We start from the raw sequence: 14,904 nt of genomic DNA, 5'->3' as shown, positions 1-14,904 counted from the left end.
ATGACCGCTATCGCGGCGACACCTGTCGTGCCGGACCTGGCCGACCTTCAGAAGCGGGCCGCGCAGCGCGCGGCCGAGCGGGCCGGCGGCCGGGACCGCCTGCGCGGACACATCGTCTGCGACGGGCTGGTCCGCATCTTCAAGACCGAGGGGGTGGAGGTGGTCGCCCTCCAGGGCCTCGACCTGGTCATCGACCGGGGTGAGCTGGTGGCGATCGTCGGCGCCTCCGGCTCCGGCAAGTCCACCCTGCTCAACATCCTCTCCGGTCTGGACACCCCGACCGCCGGTATCGCCCGGGTCGCCGGGTACGACCTGCTCAACCTCTCCACGAAGCGGCGGCTGAGCTACCGGCGCAAGACCGTCGGCTTCGTCTGGCAGCAGACCGGACGCAACCTGATGCCGTACCTGACCGCGTTGGAGAACGTGGAGCTGCCGATGCAGCTGGCCGGCCGTCGTGGCGGCCGGGCTCGACGTGAGCGGGCCCGGGAGCTGCTGGAGATGGTCGGCGTCGGCTACTGCGCGGATCGGCGGCCGGGCCAGCTCAGCGGCGGCGAACAGCAGCGCTGCGCGGTCGCGGTGGCCGTGGCGAACGACCCGGAGGTGCTCTTCGCCGACGAGCCGACGGGCGAGCTGGACGAGGCCACCGGCGCGGAGGTCTTCGGGGCGCTGCGCACCATCAACGCCGAGCTGGGCGTCACCGTCGTCGTGGTCACCCACGACCAGGCGGTCGCCACCCAGGTCCGGCGGACCGTCGCGATCCGCGACGGCCGGACCGCCTCCGAGGTACGCCGGACCGCTCGCATCGGGGCGGACGGCAGCACCGAGCTGGTGAGCGAGGAGTACGCGGTGCTCGACCGGACCGGCCGGATGCAGCTGCCGGCCGCGTTCGTGGAGGCGCTGGAGTTGCGCGACCGGGTCCGGCTGAACCTGGAACCGGACCACGTGGAGGTGCGGCCGGGCGACCAGTCCCGCACCGAGGGGAAGGCAGAGGCATGAACGGGTGGAACGGGACGGGCGGCCGGGTCGACGGCTCGGCAGGCGGCCGGGACGGCACGGCGGTGAGTGCGCTGGTCGGCGCGACCGCCACGCGGCCCGTCGAGGAGGTGGTCCGGGTCGAGGGCGTCAGCCGCACCTTCGGCCGTGGCGAGCACGCCGTGCACGCGGTCCGCGACGTGTCGTTCACCGCGGTGCGGGGCGAGCTGCTCGCCGTCCGGGGTCGCTCCGGTGCCGGCAAGACCACGCTGCTCAACCTGATCGGTGGCCTGGACCGACCGGACAGCGGCCGGGTGGTGGTGGCCGGGCACGACGTGACGGCCGCGGGGGAGAAGGAGCTGCTCCGGCTGCGGCGCGGCACGGTTGGCTTCATCTTCCAGACGTTCGGTCTGGTGCCGATCCTCTCCGCCGCCGAGAACGTCGGCGTGCCGCTGCGGCTGGCCAAGGTGCCGGCGGCCGAGCGGGAGGAGCGGGTGGCCATGCTGCTCGAGCTGGTCGGGCTCGGTGGGCACGCCGCGCAGCGGCCGTACGAGCTCTCCGGCGGGCAGCAGCAGCGGGTGGCCGTGGCCCGTGCCCTCGCCAACGACCCGGACCTGCTGATCGCCGACGAGCCGACCGGCCAGCTGGACTCGGAGACCGGCCGGTCGATCATGGACCTGCTGCGGGCGGTGGTGCAGGCGCGCGGCACCACCATCCTGGTCGCCACCCACGACCCCAATTTGATCGAACTCGCCGACCGCGCGCTCACCCTGCGCGACGGCCGCCTGGTCGACGGCTGACCCGCCGGGCCCGCGTCGACGGCGCGGTCGTGGGGCTCGGCTTCGCCGCAGGGCGGCCGCCACGACCGGGCCGTCGGCCCGGCGGCCACCATGGCGTGCGCAGCGCCCTGCCGATAATGGCGGTGGGCCGACGGGCCGGCCGGGTGAGCGCGTCAGGTCGGCCGGCTGGTCCGGTCTCCGGTGGACGGCCGACCGGGGGTGGGCCGACCCGTGGTGGGACGCGGCGGCCGATCAGAGGGGTAGCTTCATGCCCTCGTGGCTCGGCACGAAGCCGAGGGCCTGGTAGAAGCGGTGCGCGTCCTGGCGGGACTTGTCGGTGGTGAGCTGCACCAGGCCGCAGCCGTGCTCGCGCGCCCGGTCGATCGCAAAGGTCATCATCTGCCGGCCCAGCCCCTGGCCACGCTGGTCCGACCGGACCCGGACCGCCTCGATCAGCGCCCGTTCGGTGCCGTGCCGCCCCAGGCCGGGGACGTAGGTGACCTGGTAGCAGCCGAGCAGCTCGTCGCCGGCCTCGGCGACGATCAACTGGTTGCGCGGGTCGGCCGTGATGTCGGCGAACGCCTTCTCGTACGCGGCGTCGACCACGGTGAAGTCGCGCGCCCTGCCGAGCACGTCGTCGGCGAGCAGGGCGACCACGGCGGGCAGGTCCGCCCGGACCGCCTCCCGGAAGATCACATCAGCCATGCGGCGAGCCTCTCACAGCGATCACGGCTGATCCGCCGGCATGCGTGCGGTCAGCGGGCCGGGCAGCGCAGCCCTTCGCGGGGCACCGTGAGGTCGATCAGGTAGGCGTCCACCGCGTCGGTGACGCAGACGGTCTGCGGGTAGGCGGTGTGCCCCTCACCCTCCCAGGTGAGCACCCGGCCCACCCCGAGCATCGAGGCGAGCGCCCCGGTCTGCTCGTAGGGGGTGGCGGGGTCGCCCGTGGTGCCCACCACCACGATCGGCGGTGCGCCCGCCGCCGCGCCGGTCGGGTACGGGTCCCGCCCGCCCGGCCACTCGGCGCAGGCGAGCAGACCCACCGCCAGCGCCGGACCGAAGAGTGGGTACTGCGCCCGCCACTTCGACTGCAGCTCGCGGATCTGCGTCAGGCTCGGCTTCTCGTCCTCGTCGGCGCAGTTGACCGCCAGGTTGGCGTCGAACAGGTTCGAGTAGTGACCGTCGCTGCCGCGCCCGGCGTACGCGTCGGCGAGGCGGAACACGTCCTTGGGGTCCCCGCCCTCCAACCTGTCGATGGCGCGGGCCAGCTCCTGCCAGCCCGTCTCGGTGTAGAGGGAGGAGATGATCGCGTAGAAGACCCAACCCGCGGTCGCCTCCCGCCCGTCGTCGCCGCGTACCGGGGAGACTCGCGCCTTCTCGATCGCCGAGGTCACGGCGGCCCGGGCGTCCGGGGCGATCGGGCAGCGCCCGGCGTTCGCCGCGCACCAGCGGGTGAAGTTCGTGAACGCCCGCTCGAAGCCCTTCGCCTGGCTCTCCGAGCCGGCCACCAGCCCCTGCCGCGGGTCGACCGCCCCGTCGAGCACGAGCGCCCGAATCCGCTGCGGATAGAGCTGGGCGTACGTGGCGCCGAGCAGCGTGCCGTACGAGTAGCCGAGGTAGGTGAGTTTGTCGTCGCCGACGGCGGCGCGTACCGCGTCCATGTCCCGGGCCGCCTGCTCGGTGCCGTAGAGCGGCAACTGGTCGCCGTACTTCGCGCCGCAGCCCTGACCGATCTTCCGGTTCAACGCCGCGAAGCCGTCGAACGCCTCCTGGCTGCGCGGATCGGGGTCGTAGCCGAAGCTCGCATCCAGGTCGCCGTCGGAGATGCACTCGATGGGGCTGGAGCGCTGCACCCCGCGCGGATCGAACCCGACGATGTCGAAGCGCTCGGTCACCGCCGGGGGGAGCCCGCCGAACGCCGGCCCGAAGGAGAGGAAGACCGCGGTGTCCACCCCGGACCCACCCGGGCCGCCCGGATTGAGCACCAGCGAGCCGATCCGGTCGTGCTGCTTGGTGGAGCGGGCCCGCAGCAGGGCGATCTCGAACGTCTCGCCGGTGCCGGGGCCCGCGGTGGCCCCGGTGCCGGTGCCCCAGTTGCGGGGTACCGCGATCCGCGCGCACTCGTAGCGCATGTCGGGCGCGCCCCGCCCGACCAGGTCGTCGGCGACCTCGGGACAGGCCCGCCAGGTCGGCGCGGTGCCGGGGGAGGCGGCCGGGGCGGCGGGTTCCCCGGCGGATTCGACGCGGGGCGCGAACGTCGGCAACGTGCAGCCGGCGGTGAGCAGCGCGGCAACGGCGAAGCCGGCGAGGAGCAGGCGGACTCGGCGGAGCCGGTCGGTGGTGCGGGACACGAGTGGGCCCTCCGTGGTCGTCTCGCGGCCAGGCTACGCCGGGCCGGCGGGGGCCGGCGTCACGGTGGCCGTCGGGTCGCCGCGCAGCACCTGGTCGACGTCGAACCGGATCGGCCGGTCGAGCTGGTCGTAGCGGCAGGACCGGGGATCGCGGTCGGGCCGCCAGCGGACGAACTGGGCGGTGTGCCGGAACCGGTCGCCCTCCATCGCGTCGTAGCCGACCTCGAGCACCAGCTCCGGCCGCAGCGGCTCCCACTCGAGGTTCTTGGTGCCGGTCCACCGGCTCACCCCGCCCGGGATGCGCTGCCCGCGCTCGTGGTCGCCGTGCACCCAGGGGTGCTCGCCACCGGTGTCCCGGTAGGGGGCCAGCTCGTCGAGCAGCTCCTTGCGGCGGGCCATGCTGAACGACGCGCTGACCCCGACGTGGTGCAGCATCCCGTCGTCGTAGAGGCCGAGCAGCAGCGAGCCGACCACCGGGCCGGACTTGTGCCAGCGGAAGCCGGCCACCACCACGTCGGCCGTGCGGGCGTGTTTGACCTTGAACATGAGTCGCTTGCCCGGCTCGTACGGCAGGTCGGCCGGCTTCACGATCAGCCCGTCCAGCCCGGCGCCCTCGAAGACGTCGAACCACTGCTGCGCCGTCTCCGGGTCGGTGGTGACCGGGGTGACGTGCATCGGTGGGCGTACGCCGGCCAGCGCCTCCTTCAGCCGGGCCCGGCGCTGCCGGTAGGGCTGGTCGAGCAGCGCCTCGTCGCCGATGGCCAGCAGGTCGAAGGCGACGAAGTCGGCGGGGGTCGTCTCGGCCAGCAGCTTCACCCGCGACGCGGCCGGGTGGATGCGCTGGCCCAGCAGCTCGAAGTCGAGCCGCGGCTGCCCGCCCGGGCCGTCCCGGCGGATCACGATGAGCTCCCCGTCGACGGCGCAGCGCTCCGGCAACTGCCGCCGGGCCTGCTCGACCACCTCCGGGAAGTAGCGGGTCATCGACTTGCCGCCCCGGCTGGCCAGCTCCACCTCGTCGCCGTCGCGGAAGACGATGCACCGGAAGCCGTCCCACTTCGGCTCGTACGTCATCCCGGGCGCGGTGGGGATCCGCGGGACGCTCTTGGCCAGCATCGGCTCGACCGGTGGGTTGATGGGCAGCTCCACGGCGACCAGTCAACCAGAAGGCACCGACAACCGTGAGGCACATCACCGCCGGGCGGTGCGTGTGGCGTCCCGCGCCGTCCTCCTCGTCACGCCCCGGGCGAATCGTATAACCGCAGCTCAGAGCTAGTTTCGCGAGGTGCCGGAGTGGAGCTGCGCCTGCTGCGGGCGGTACCGGGTCAGCGTCGAGCTGGTCCGTGGCCGCTACCGCTACCGGCTGGTGCACCGCTACCCGCGACAGTTCGGCGGCGGCAAGAACGTGCTCGGCGAGGTCGGCTCGGTCACCGAGCTGGAGGAGCTGCTGCGCCGACGTACCTCCCTCACCCTCGCCGACCTGCGCGAGGCCGCCTGAGCCGAGCCGGCGCCGGCCCCGGGGTGTGGCCCGGACGCCTCAGTACCGGGCGAAGGAGCGCAGGGGCGCCCGCGGACCGTACTTCGGCGCCCGGACGCCGGCCGACTCCAGCAGTACGCAGACCCGGCCCCGGTGCCCGCGGAACGGCTCCAGCAGGGCGAGCATCCGGGCGTCGTCGGCTCGGGGCTCGCCGGCGAGGGCCCAGGCCACCGTGTTCGGCACGTGGTAGTCGCCGACGCTCACCGCGTCCGGGTCGCCGAACGCCACCCGGACCACCTCGGCGGCCGTCCAGGGGCCGATCCCGGGAACGGCGGTCAGCAGGCGGGTCGCCTCGGTGGAGTCCGCGCACCGTTCCAGCCGGTCGGCGACGGCGGCCGCGCGGCGCAGCGTCTCGGCCCGGCGCTGCTCGACGCCGAACGGGTGGAAGACCCAGTAGGGGGCGGCGGCGATCGTCGCCGGCTCCGGCGGGAGCAGCAGGGGCACCGGGCCGGGCGCGGGTTCGCGGAAGTGCCGGACCGTCGCGGAGTAGGCCCGGTACGCCTCCTTGCCGGTGACCTTCTGCGCGTAGACCGCCCGGAGCACCTGAGGAAAGACCAGCCCGGTGGTAGGCATCCGCACTCCGCGGTACTCGCGGGCGAGCCGGGCCACCACCGGGTGCGTCGCCGCGAGTTCGGCGAAACCGGTCAGGTCGTCGCGGAGACCGGCGAGGGCGTCCGCCCGCTCCACCACCCACTCGGCGCCCGGCCCGTACCCCTCGGCCGCCAGCTCGCCGGCGACCGGACGGAGGGTGAGCGTGGCCGGGCCGGCCGGCGTGCGGGTGGCCCACCAGAGCGCGCCGTCGACGATCCGGGCGCACGGGTCGTACGGGGTGAAGGTCAGCGGGCGTACCGAACCGGCGAGCCGGTACTCCGCCGGGGGGCGTAGCACCCGGCGTGCGCTCGGCTCGGTCCCGGTCATCCCGCCACTGTGCCAGAGCGCGGACCCGTCGCGGTCGCGCGGGCTGCGGGTGTGTCCGGCGTCGCCCTGCGTGACGGTGACCGGTCGCGCCCTCCCCGGCTACGACCGGCCACCGTGACCGTGGGTCAGTACGAGTAGCCGGAGTCGCCGTAGTCCGAGCCGCCGCCGCTGTCCGAGGGCGGCGCGACCGCCTTCGGCGTCCCCTTCGGCAGGCAGCTGAGGTTCTTCTTGCCGTCCGGAGCGACGACGAACCAGGTGCCCCCGACGCCCTGGCCCTTCCACTGGCCGGGCTTCTTGTCGCCGATGTAGCGGTACACCGGCCAGCCGGCCAGGGTGAGCTGCCGGGTGCCGTCCTGCCGGGTGATGGTGCCGACATCGTCCGCCGCGACGCCGCTGAGCTGCGGATCGCCGTCGGTCAGCGCGGGCGGCCACACCTGCGCGCACTTGTCGACGCAGTTCGACGAGGGCGGGTCGGCGCTGTCGTTGTCGAACCGGTAGAGGACCCAGCCCTTCTCGTCGGTGACGACCTTGCCCATCTTCGGCACCGTCTTGCCGACGAGCTTCTCGGTCAGCTTCACGTCGGCCGGTGGGGCGTCGGCCGCGGGGGCCTCGGCCGAGGCGTCGGGCTCGGCCGACACGCTGGGTTCGGCCGCGGCCACCGCGACTGGCTTGGCGGCGGCCGGGTTCGCCGGCTCGTAGCCGGCGGGCGCACAGGCCGTCAGGGCGACCAGCGCGCCTACGGCGGCGACGACGGTCCGCTTGATCTTTGCCACGTGCCCTCCTCGATTCTCGGCAGTTCACCCCTGAGTACGGAGCGCGGGGCGGCAAGGTTGAAGCGTCGGCAGTGGTCAATTTCATAGGGATTCGTTGAACCGTTTTCGCCGCCGATTCGTGTGCCGTGGACTGGCGGTCAGCCGCCGAAAACAGATCGACACCGGCCTTTGTGGAAAGGCCGGTGTCGACGAGCTTCGTGGACGCTAGGGTTCGACCGTGACCAGGGGACTCGCCACACCCTTCGGGTCCACCGACTGCACCTGGATCTGCTTGATCTCGCCCGGTCGGGCGGCGGTCGACGCGCTGAGCCGCAAGTCCTCGGCCCGCTCGTTCGTGCCATATCCGGAGGCGGGGACCGACCAGGTGGAGATCACCTCCGTGGTGGCGTTCTTCCGCACCACCACGAGCCGGCAGACGCGGGGGCCGGGCAGCCGGGTCAGGTTGAAGTTGACCTGTGTGCCGTAGTCCCGTTCGACGAGGAAAATCCTGGCGCCCACACCCGTGGTGGGGTCGGTGGCCTCCACCGGGTCGCCCTCCAGCTCCTCCGGACCGCCGATGCCCCCCAGGTCGGACTTCGTCGGCCTCGGCGCGGGCGGTCCGTCGACGGGCGCGCTGAACGTGGGCTCCGCGACCACGTCGCGGGTGCCCGCGTCCTCCAGGACGGTGTGGAAGCCGACCGCGGTGAGGCCGCCGAGCACCACGACCGCCGCTGCGGTGGCGAGCAGCTGCCGGAACCGGGTCCGCCGCCGGTCGGCGCGGACGGCGCCGAGCGTACGGTCCAACAGCCGCGGATCCGTCGCCGTCTGCTCCAGCGCGGTCATCGTCTCGCCGTCGATGCCGGAGAGCATCCCCACCACCGGCACCATCGTCTCCAGCTCGGCGGCGCAGGCCCAGCAGGCGGCGAGGTGCTCCTCGAACCGCTCCGTGTCCTGCTCGTCCAGCACGCCGAGCGCGTACGCGGCGACGTCCATGTGGTCAGCTCGGCTCATTCCGTCACCCCCCGTTCCTGCAGAGCCGTGCGCAGCGCGCGCAGCGCGTAGTACACCCGGGACTTGGCGGTGCCGAGCGGAAGCCCCAACTCCTCGGCCGCCTCGGGCACGGTCCGCCCCCGGAAGTACGTGGCGACCAGGATCTCCCGGTGCGACTGGCTCAGCGTACGCAGCGCATCCGCCACCGTCATCGTGCGCAGCACCTGGTCGGTGCTGTCCGCCTCGGCGAACGCCGTGAGGTCCCGGTCGTACGTCTCCGCCGGCCGGGCCTGCACGCTGCGGTGCTCGTCGATGGCGATCCGGCGGGCGACGGTGACCAGCCAGGGCCGCAGCGAGGTCTGCCCCTGCGCGCCCAACCGGTGCGCGTTGCGCCAGGCCCGCAACAGGGTCTCCTGGACGATGTCCTCCGCGCGCTGCCGGTCCCCGCCGGTGAGCCGCATGACGAAGGCCAGCAGCGGGCCGGCGTGCTCGGCGTAGAGCAGGCGAACCAGCTGGTCGGAGTGGTCGGCCTCGGTGGACGCCGCCTGGTGGCGTCCGGGCGCCGGTCGCGGCGTCACCGGGCCATTGTGGCGAGGGGCCGGGCGGGAGTCGACCCCCCGCTTCGCCGGCCGCGGCTGGGACCGCGCGGACATCCAGTCCGTCCGGACCGCGTCGCCGTGCCAACCGGCCGCCACCGCGTGCATGCAGACCTCCGAGGAGTCCATCGACCACAACGGCCCACCAGGCGGGCCGCCCGGTGATACGAGCCGGCGATGCGAGCGGATCAACGTCGGGCGAAGTATTTTTCCTCGCGGCGGTCCGGTGTGGACCGACTGTCGATCCGGGCGCCCGCAGCGACCGTCGCCCGGTCCGCGCGGTGGCCGTGACGTCCCTGGTCAGTGCGTCGATCGTGTCGGTCGCGGGGGCAGCGCGGCGTCGATCGTGTCGGCCGCTGGTCAGCCGCCGGTGGAGAAGAGCCCCGGCGGCGGCGGGGTCGAGTCCGTCGCGTCGACGTCGTGCACGACACCCGCCCCGCCTGCGAACCGGTCGAGGTCGTCACCGGCGACGACGCGACCCGGGAACCAGTCGCCGGCCGCCCGCCGGGTCAGCTCCGGCACCGGCGGCTCGGTGCGCCCGGCCATCAGCACCAGATTGCCGTACCGGCGGCCCCGCAGCACCGCGGCGTCGCCGACCAGGGCGGCGTGGGGGAGCACGGTGCGGACCGTGGCGACCTGCCGGCGGGCGTGCCGCAGCGGCGGGCCGTCGGCGAGGTTGGCCAGGTACCAGCCGGCCGGGTCGAGCACCCGGGCCACCTCGGCGGCGTACTCGACCGAGGTCAGGTGCGCCGGGGTGCGAGCGCCGGCGAAGACGTCGGCGACGATCACGTCGTAGCTGCCGTCCCGGCTGCCGGCGAGCACCTCCCGCGCGTCGGCCACCCGCACCTTCAACCGGGCGTCGGCCGGCAGGGGCAGCGCCCGACGGACCAGCTCCACCAGGGCGCCGTCCACCTCGGCGACGCGCTGGGTCGAGCCGGGGCGGGTCGCGGAGACGTACCGGGGCACGCTGAGCGCCCCGCCGCCGAGGTGGAGCACCCGCAGCGGCGCACCGGCGGGCGCGATCAGGTCGATCGCGATGGCCAGGCGGCGGACGTACTCGAACTCCAGGTGAGTGGGGTCGGTCAGGTCGACGTGCGACTGCGGAGCCCCGTCCAGCAGCAGGGTCCACGAGCCGTCGCGGTCCCGGTCCGGGACCAGCTCCGCCCGGCCGGTCGCCACCTGCTCGATCATCCGGCCGTCGGCCCGCTTCCGCCCCATCCGACCAGTATCCCCGCCGCCTGCGTGCCCGCACTCCCCGCCGCCCGCCACCGTTCGCGGGGCTGCGCTCGTCGGCGGGCGGGCTGGTCGCCGGCTTCCTCGACGCGGCGCTACGCGCCACGCCGGCGGCGGGCGAGCGGCGGGGTCAGCGCGGGTCAGCGGCGGGTCGGCGGCGAGCCGGCGACGGGTCAGCGGCGGGTGGTGCCGGTGCGGGCCGCCGCGGTGAGCGCCCGATGCAGCAGCCGCGAGTCGCCGAGCAGCGCGCGCAGCCGACGCTCCAGGCCCGCGATCGGGATCAGGTTCTGCGGGGCCCGCGGATCCTTGTACGGGGTCGAGGCGAACCGGGGAAGCGTGACCAGGGAGAGGTCGGCGAGCTCGACCGCCTCGGAGATGTCCAGGTCGGGCGAGCACTCGACGCGGACGATGCCCGCCCACGGCGCGCCGGCCAGCACGGGCAGCCGCAGGTACCAGGACCAGCCACCCCAGGCGGTGCCGACGCGGAACACCGGCGACCGCTGCCCGGAGGCCAGCCCCGTCACCACCGCGGTCAGCCGGGCATCCAGGTACTGGCTGTGCTGCGTCTTGATGTAGCCGAGGGTGCGGGGCAGGTTACGGCGACTGCGCAACGGGCCGTCGACCACCAGCAGATCCCCGTCGGTGCGGGCCGCGTCGGAGACCGCCACCTCCAGCGCGGTCAGCGGCGCCTGCACCGCGGTCGGCAGCTTGGCCAGCTCCCCGGTGCCGCTGACCCGGTGCACCGGATAACGGATCGAGCCGGCCACCACCTCCTGCGCCGACGGGCTCGCCGTGAACAGTCCACGGCCGACCCGGGCGCCGGCCAGCTGCGCCGCCCCCCGCTCCAGGTCGCAGCGGACCACGCCGGCCGCGTACGACGCCGCCACCCCCGGGAAGGAACCGCCGTCCTCCTCGGCCGTCCAGATGCTGGCGTCGATCCGGCGTACCCCGTCGACGAGCAGCACCACGTTGGGCGCGCGCACCCCGGGGCGCACGTCGATCGCCCGCCAGTCCACCGCCGGCAGCTCGGCGTCCGTCTCGACCTGGGCGCTGCTCGGTGCGGCCGGGCCCGTCGCCGCGGCCTCGAACGAGGCGCCGTACGACGGATCCCACCCGTCGACGTAGAACCGGGCACCCGGGGTCGTCACCGGCCGGTCCGTTCCACCCGGGCGGAGCGGGCATCCTTGCGGACCTCGAACCGGACCGGAATCCGCTCGGCCAGCGCCGGCACGTGAGTGACCACCCCGACCATCCGGTCACCCCGGGCGGCCAGATTTTCCAAGGTGGCGGCGACCGTGTCGAGGGTCGCCGCGTCCAGGGTGCCGAAGCCCTCGTCCAGCACGATCGACTCCAGGCTCGCGGCGGTGGTGGAGAGGCCGGCGAGCTGCTCGGAGAGGGCGAGCGCCAGCGCCAGGGAGGTCTGGAACGTCTCGCCGCCGGAGAGGGTGCGTACGCCCCGGCGCAGCCCGGCGTCGTAGTGGTCGACGACGAAGAACTCGCCCTTGTCGTGGACCAGGTCGTACTGCCCGCCGGAGAGCTCCCGCAGGATTCGCGACGCGCCGTCGACCAGCAGGTCCAGCGCCTCGGCCAGCAGCCACCGCTCGAAGTTGTTGGCCCGCAGGTGCCCCGCCAGGGCCCGCGCCACCTGTGCCCGGCGCTCGTGCCCGGACCGCTGCTCGTGAAGCTCGGCGGCCTGCTCGCGGCGCTCCAGCAGCCGACGTCGCTCCGCCTCGGCCCGCTCCACGGCGACCGTGGCGGCGTGCACCGGATCATCGGCGGCGGGCAGCCCGGCGTCGGCGAGGATCCCGGCGATGCGTCGGGTCACCGTGGTGGCCGCCGCCTCCGCCTCGGTGACCGCCGCCTCGCGCCCCGCCCGCTCCGCCTCGCGGCGCCGGGTCTCGGTGCCGGCCCAGTCGGTCAACGACGCCCACGCCCCGGCCACGTCGTCCCGGTCGGCGGCCGGCGGGCCGAAACGGGCCAGCCCGTCGCGCGTGCCGTCGAAGCCACGCCAGGCGGCCCGCAGCCGCTCCTCGGCGGAGTCCACAGTGGCCCGGGCCCGGCGAGCCGCCTCCCGGCCGGCGCGGACCGCCCCGGCCGCCTCGTCCAGCGCCCGTCGCAGCCGGGCGTGCTCGGCCAGCTGCTCCCGCAGCGCCTCCGCCGTGGCGGCCCCGGCGAGCTGACCGTCCAGCTCGGCGAGCCGGGCCGCCAGGTGCTCCTGCCGGGCCCGAGCCTGCACCAGCACGCGATCCAGCTCGCGCGCGGCCGTGTCGCGCTCCTGCACGACCTGCTTGGCCGCCTCGCTCGCCGACCGGGCGGCCTTGCCCGCCTCCACCGCGCGGGCCACCGCGGAACCCGCGGGCACCGCCGGCACACCGTCGACCACCTGCGCGCAGACCGGGCAGGCGGCCCCGTCGACCAGGTGCGCCCGCAGCGCCATCGCCTGGTCGGTCGCCTTCGCCTCCTCGTGGGCCAGGAACGCCGCGGCCAGCTCCTCCTCCGCCCGCTGGGCGGCCGCCCGGGCCTCGGCCAGCGCCCGCGTCGCCGCGCCGTGTTCGGCGTCGGCCGCCACCAGCGCCGCGCGTACCGTCTCAGCCTGATCGGTCAGCTTCTCCCGCTCCGCGTACGCGGTCAGCCGCAGCCGCAGCGCGCTCTCGTCGCCGGCGGCGGCCAGCTCCCCGCGGAGCTTCTCCTCGCGCTCCTCGGCGAGCGACACCGCGCCGGCGGCGGCCTCGGCGTCGGCGCGCGCAGCCGTCACCGCCCGGGCCACCTCGGCCACCCCGTCCGGTGCCTGGACCGCGCCGAGCACGGCCAGCTCCCCGTCGAGCGCGTCGAGGGCCGCCGTCGCCTCCCGCGCCGACGTCCGGGCCGCTTCCAACTCCGGTACGGCGGCGCCCACCGCCTCGGCCAGCTCGCGCATCCGGTCGACCTGGGTGGTGGCCCGGTCGAGCGTGTCGTCGTCCACGTCGGTGAGCCCGGCCAGCAGCTGGTCCACCGCCTCCAGCTTCGCCTCGGCCTGGGCGGCCCGGGCGGTGGCCCGTTTCTGCACCTCCTCGTAGACGCCGAGGTCGAGCAGGTTCACCAGGATCTGCTGGCGGGTGGCCGGCCGGGCGTGCAGGAAGTCCGCGAACTGCCCCTGCGGCAGCACCACGCAGCTGGTGAACTGCTCGTACGGCAGCCCGACCGCCTCCAGCACCGCCTCGTCCATCTCGGCCGGTGTGCCGGCCACGACCTCGCCCAGATCCTCCGGGGCGAGCCCGGTGTCCAGCTTCGTCACGTCGAACCCGGACGGCATCAGCTGCAGCCCGGCGTTCGCCGTCTTCACATTGCCCCGGCTGTCCCGCCGGACCACCCGGGTGGCCACGTAACGGGCCCCGGCGGACTCGAAGACCAAGCGGACGCGGGCCTCGGTCGCCGACGGGGCGAGCGCGTTGGTGAGGCCACGGGTGCCACCCCAGCGCGGCACCGTGCCGTAGAGCGCGAAGCAGATCGCGTCCAGCACCGTCGACTTGCCGGAGCCGGTCGGGCCGACGAGCGCGAAGAAGTCCGCGTCGGTGAAGTCGACGGTGGTCTCGTCCCGGAAGACGGTGAAGCCCGCCATGTCCAGCCGGATCGGTCGCATCAGTGGTCGACCTCCTCGATCAGCTCGTCGAAGAGCTCCTGCACGCCGTCGTCGGCGTGCCCGCGGCTGGTCAGGTAGTCGCCGAAGAGCTCGCGCGGGGAGCGCCCGGACCGTTGGGCGATCCGGGCGCCGCTGCCCGGCGCCGGCACCAGCTCGGGGTCGATCCGGATCTCCAGCGCCTGCGGCAGCAGCTCCTGCACCTCCTCGCGCAGACCGGCCCGGGGCTGCTCGCGTACGAACACCCGCAGCCAGGCGTCCGGCTGCTCCAACTCGGCGAGCTGGGCGAGGGTGCCCCGTACGGTGCGCAGCGCCGCCGCCGCCGTGACCGGCACCTCGCGTACGCGGGCGGCCGTGTCGGCGGTGACCTCGACGATCGTCACGGAGGGGACGTTCTCCTGTTCGCCGAAGTCCACCGCCAGCGGGCTGCCGCAGTAGCGCACCGGGCACGGCGCGTCGACCCGCTGGGCCCGGTGCAGGTGACCCAGCGCGACGTAGTGCGCGGTCGCCGGGAAGACCGTCGCGGGGACCGCGTAGCCGAGCACGGTGTGCGCGTCGCGCTCGCCACCCCCGGCGGCGGCGCCGGTGACCGTCAGGTGCGCGGTGACCAGGTGCACCCGGCCCGGCTCGGTGAAGCTCTCGGTGAGCCGGCCGAGCACCCGCCGCAGGTGGTCGGCGTACGTCTGGTTCGCCTCGGCGGCGGTGAGCTCGTACATCTCGACGGCGCGGACCGCGTAGCGCTGCGAGAGGAACGGCAGTGCGGCCAGCCTCCAGCGCTCCCCGCCGGCGGTGGTGCCGTCGATGACGTGCTCGTCGGGGTTCTCCCGGACGCTGCCGCGCAGTGTGATGCCGGCGGCCTCGGCCCACGGGCGCAGCGCGTCGAGCGCGGCGCCGTTGTCGTGGTTGCCGCCGACGGCGACGACGTCCGCGCCGGTGCGGCGCAGCGCGGTCAACGCCCGGGTCACCAGGCGGGTGGCCTCCGGGGTCGGCGCCGCGGTGTCGTAGAGGTCGCCGGCGACGATGACGAGGTCGGGCTGCTCGGCGCGGGCGATGTCGATGACGCCCGCGAGCACCGCCTTGTGCTCGTCGGACCGCGACCGCCCCTTGAGCACCTTGCCGACGTGCCAGTCCGAGGTGTGCAGGATCTTCACCGCTCGCTCCTC

14 protein-coding genes are annotated in these 14,904 nt (G+C 74.7%); 3 read left to right on the top strand and 11 right to left on the bottom strand.

All coding sequences use genetic code 11. The features are described from left to right. Positions 1-996, top strand: coding sequence for an ABC transporter ATP-binding protein (locus tag D7044_RS29930; RefSeq protein WP_120676880.1), 996 nt, complete (start codon positions 1-3; stop codon positions 994-996). Further along, a complete protein-coding gene (locus tag D7044_RS29925) occupies positions 993-1,772 on the top strand; it encodes an ABC transporter ATP-binding protein (protein ID WP_233563107.1) in 780 nt (259 codons plus the stop codon). Before D7044_RS29930 ends, D7044_RS29925 begins: the two co-directional genes overlap by 4 nt. 231 nt (positions 1,773-2,003) lie before the next feature. Here D7044_RS29925 and D7044_RS29920 read toward each other — a convergent pair whose 3' ends face one another. The 3 genes from D7044_RS29920 to D7044_RS29910 are packed head-to-tail and all read right to left on the bottom strand — an operon-like array spanning position 2,004 to position 5,248. Continuing rightward, a complete protein-coding gene (locus D7044_RS29920; protein ID WP_120690886.1) occupies positions 2,004-2,456 on the bottom strand; it encodes a GNAT family N-acetyltransferase in 453 nt (150 codons plus the stop codon). Between the two features lie 50 nt (positions 2,457-2,506). Beyond that, entirely contained in the window at positions 2,507-4,102 is a 1,596-nt protein-coding gene (locus D7044_RS29915) for an alpha/beta hydrolase (RefSeq protein ID WP_120676878.1), read from the bottom strand. A 33-nt stretch (positions 4,103-4,135) separates the two neighbouring features. After that, complete coding sequence (locus D7044_RS29910) at positions 4,136-5,248, bottom strand: ATP-dependent DNA ligase (protein WP_120690885.1); 1,113 nt, start codon at positions 5,246-5,248, stop codon at positions 4,136-4,138. 136 nt (positions 5,249-5,384) lie between these two features. Here D7044_RS29910 and D7044_RS29905 point away from each other — a divergent pair, with 136 nt between their 5' ends. Beyond that, positions 5,385-5,597, top strand: a complete 213-nt coding sequence (locus tag D7044_RS29905) for a hypothetical protein (protein ID WP_120676876.1) — start codon at positions 5,385-5,387, stop codon at positions 5,595-5,597. Between the two features lie 39 nt (positions 5,598-5,636). Here the strand turns inward: D7044_RS29905 and D7044_RS29900 are convergent, their stop codons facing one another. The 8 genes from D7044_RS29900 to D7044_RS29865 all read right to left on the bottom strand — a co-directional run bounded on the left by D7044_RS29900 (position 5,637) and on the right by D7044_RS29865 (position 14,892). Further along, on the bottom strand, positions 5,637-6,554 hold the full coding sequence (locus D7044_RS29900) for a DNA-3-methyladenine glycosylase family protein (RefSeq protein WP_120690884.1): 918 nt from the start codon (positions 6,552-6,554) through the stop codon (positions 5,637-5,639). 125 nt (positions 6,555-6,679) lie between these two features. Beyond that, positions 6,680-7,327 (bottom strand): COG4315 family predicted lipoprotein, encoded by a 648-nt coding sequence (locus tag D7044_RS29895; protein WP_120690883.1) that lies wholly within the window; start codon positions 7,325-7,327, stop codon positions 6,680-6,682. A 204-nt stretch (positions 7,328-7,531) separates the two neighbouring features. After that, positions 7,532-8,317: an anti-sigma factor family protein gene (locus D7044_RS29890; RefSeq protein ID WP_120690882.1), complete on the bottom strand. Its 786-nt coding sequence runs from the start codon at positions 8,315-8,317 to the stop codon at positions 7,532-7,534. Beyond that, the gene (locus D7044_RS29885; RefSeq protein WP_120677781.1) at positions 8,314-9,000 is read right to left on the bottom strand and encodes a sigma-70 family RNA polymerase sigma factor; all 687 of its coding nucleotides are present in this window, start codon (positions 8,998-9,000) and stop codon (positions 8,314-8,316) included. The genes D7044_RS29890 and D7044_RS29885 overlap by 4 nt, the downstream gene beginning before the upstream one ends. Positions 9,001-9,252: 252 nt before the next feature. After that, complete coding sequence (locus tag D7044_RS29880) at positions 9,253-10,110, bottom strand: spermidine synthase (protein ID WP_120690881.1); 858 nt, start codon at positions 10,108-10,110, stop codon at positions 9,253-9,255. A gap of 188 nt (positions 10,111-10,298) precedes the next feature. Beyond that, a complete protein-coding gene (locus D7044_RS29875; RefSeq protein WP_120690880.1) occupies positions 10,299-11,273 on the bottom strand; it encodes a hypothetical protein in 975 nt (324 codons plus the stop codon). Further along, a complete protein-coding gene (locus tag D7044_RS29870; protein WP_120690879.1) occupies positions 11,270-13,744 on the bottom strand; it encodes an AAA family ATPase in 2,475 nt (824 codons plus the stop codon). Before D7044_RS29870 ends, D7044_RS29875 begins: the two co-directional genes overlap by 4 nt. After that, positions 13,744-14,892, bottom strand: coding sequence for an exonuclease SbcCD subunit D (locus D7044_RS29865; RefSeq protein ID WP_120690878.1), 1,149 nt, complete (start codon positions 14,890-14,892; stop codon positions 13,744-13,746). Before D7044_RS29865 ends, D7044_RS29870 begins: the two co-directional genes overlap by 1 nt. Positions 14,893-14,904: the final 12 nt, after the last annotated feature.

It is taken from the genome of Micromonospora musae, from assembly GCF_003626635.1.
Classification (GTDB): Bacteria; Actinomycetota; Actinomycetes; order Mycobacteriales; family Micromonosporaceae; genus Micromonospora; species Micromonospora musae.
The sequence above is the reverse complement of the archived record's forward strand: the minus strand, read 5'-3'. Positions and strand labels throughout refer to the sequence as shown.